Origin of the sequence: Nonomuraea corallina, assembly GCF_027620315.1 — a bacterium.
In the GTDB taxonomy this organism is placed as follows: Bacteria; Actinomycetota; Actinomycetes; order Streptosporangiales; family Streptosporangiaceae; genus Nonomuraea; species Nonomuraea corallina.
In genome coordinates, this window is the sequence record NZ_JAPNNL010000332.1 from 1 (window position 1) to 2,541 (window position 2,541).

The 2,541-nt window shown below is 78.6% G+C and carries 1 protein-coding gene; it reads left to right on the plus strand.

The features are described from left to right. A partial coding sequence (locus OUY22_RS36480) for an ATP-binding protein (protein WP_270159886.1) occupies window positions 1-2,541 on the plus strand: 2,541 nt, incomplete at both ends.

Below are 2,541 nucleotides of genomic sequence, written 5' to 3' on the forward strand. Positions count from 1 at the left end.
TCTGGCGGACTTCGCCGACGAGGAGTTCGCCCCGGTCGCCGTGGCCCGGTGGGAGGAGCAGCGGCTGGCCGCGCTGGAGTCGCGCGCCGAGGCCAGGCTGGAGCTGGGCGAGCACGGCGACCTGGTGGCCGAGCTGGGCGAGCAGGTCGCCGCGCATCCGTACCGGGAGCGGCTGCGCGCGGCCCACATGCGCGCCCTGCACCGGGCCGGTCGCGCGGGCGAGGCGCTCGACAGCTTCCAGGAGCTGCGGCGCGCGCTCGCCGACGAGCTGGGGCTGGAACCCGGCCAGGAGCTGGTGGCGCTGCAGCGGGCCATCCTGTCCGGCGACCCGGCGGAGGACGCGCCCGCGCCGCCGCCGCGGCCTATCAGACCGGCCACCAACCTCCCGGCGCCGGTGACCGAGCTGATCGGCCGCGACCTCGCCGTACGCGAGATCCGCGAGGCGCTGGCGGCCGGCCGGCTGGTCACGCTCATCGGCCCCGGCGGCGTGGGCAAGACCAGCGTGGCCCTCGCGGTCGCGCGCTCCCTGGCCGCGACGTACGCGGAGGGCGCGTGGCTGGTCGACCTGACCACGTGGGACGGGCTCGGCGACCCGGCCGAGCTGGTCCTGTCGGTGCTGTCCATCCCCGACGCGCCGGGCGACCCCGGGCAGGCCCGCGAGCGGCTGGCCGCGGCCCTGCGCGACCGGCGCCTGCTGCTGGTCCTCGACAACTGCGAGCACGTCGTCGCCCCCGTGGCCGAGCTGGTGGGCGCGCTGCTCCCGGCCGTGCCGGAGCTGCGGGTGCTGGCCACCAGCCGCGAGCCGCTGCGGCTGCGCGGCGAGATCCGCCTGGAGCTGCCGCCGCTGGACGTGCCCGCCACCGACGACCCGGCCCGGCTCGCGGACTCCCCGGCGGTGCGCCTCTTCCTGGCGCGGGCCGGGCTGCCCCCTGACCCGGGCACCGTCGCCGGGGTCGCCGAGGTGTGCCGGCGGCTGGACGGCATCCCGCTGGCCCTGGAGCTGGCAGCCACCCGCGCGCCGGCGCTCGGCGTGCCGGAGCTGGCGGCGCGGCTGCGCGTGCCCGGCGACCGGTTCGGGCTGCTCGGGGCCGGGCCGCGCGACGCGCCGGCCCGGCAGCGGACGCTCGCGGCGGTGATCGACTGGAGCTGGCGGCTGCTGACGGAGGCCGAGCAGACCGTGCTGCGCCGGCTGGCCGTGCACGCGGGCGGCTGCACGCTGGCCTCGGCGGAGGCGGTGTGCCGGGGCGGCGCGATCAGCGGCGGCGAGGTGCTGGACCTGGTGACCGGGCTGGTGGACCGCTCGCTGGTGGCGCGCGGCGAAGGGCCGCGGTTCCGGCTGCTGGAGTCGGTCGCCGCCTACTGCCTGGACGAGCTGGGCCGCAGCGGCGAGGAGGCGGCGCTGCGGCGCCGGCACGCCGACCACTATCTGGCGCTGGCCGAGGAGGCGGCGCCCCGGCTGCGCGGGCCGGGTCAGCGGGAGTGGCTGGGCCGCCTGGACGCCGAGACGGCGAACCTGCGGGCGGCCCTGGAGACGTTCCGGCGAGAGGCCGACCCCGTGGCGGCGCTGCGGCTGACCTCGGCCCTGGCCTGGTACTGGTTCCTGCGCGGCCGGTTCGGGGAGGCGTGGCGGGCGCTGGGAGCGGCGCTGGCGGTGCCGGGCGACGCCCCCGCCGCTCTACGGGCCGAGGCCGAGACCTGGCACACCGGCCTGGCGATCCGCCTGGACCGGGCCGGGCCCGAGCGGGTGGCGCCGGCCTTGGACGGGTTCCCGGAGTCCGACCGGGCGGGCCGGGCGCGCGCCGCGTGGTTCCTGGCCGCGTCCACCATCGACTTCGGGGACGAGAAGGCCACCGTCACCCTGCTGGACCAGGCGCTGGAGGCGTTCCTGGCGGACGGCGACCGGTGGGGCGAGGCCGCGGTGCTGAGCACCCGCGCCATGCTCGCGCACCTGCACGGCGACCGGGAGGCGCTGGAGCGCGACACCCGGCGCAGCGCCGCCCTGTTCGGCGAGCTCGGCGACGACTGGGGGGTGCTCCAGGCCCGGGACTGGCTGATCGGGCTGGCCGACCTGACCGGCGACCGGGCGGAGGCGGCCCGGCTGGCCGAGGACGACCTGCGGGTGGCCGAAGAGCTCGGGCTCTGGTCCGACGTGGCCGGCCGGCTGGCCTGGCTGGCCTGGGTCCGCGTCCAGGACGGGGACCCGCTGCGCGCGCTCGCCCACGCCGAGCAGGCCAGAACCCTGTCCGCGGAGCTGGGTCAGCGCACGGGGAAGGTGTTCGCCGCCATCGGCCTGGCGTTCGCCGCCCGGCGGGCGGGCCGGCTCGACCTGGCCGAGGAGCACCTGCGCGAGCTGCTGGCCGAAGCCCGGCGGCAGCAGCGGGCCGGCGACGGCGACCCGCCGTACCTGTCGATGGTGCTGGTCGAACTGGGACTGCTGGCCTGCCAGCGGGGTGACCGGGACGCGGCGCTCTCCTGGCACCGGCAGGGGTTCGACGCCTACCGCGCGCTCGGTTCGTCGTACGGCCTGGGCTGGGCGCTGGC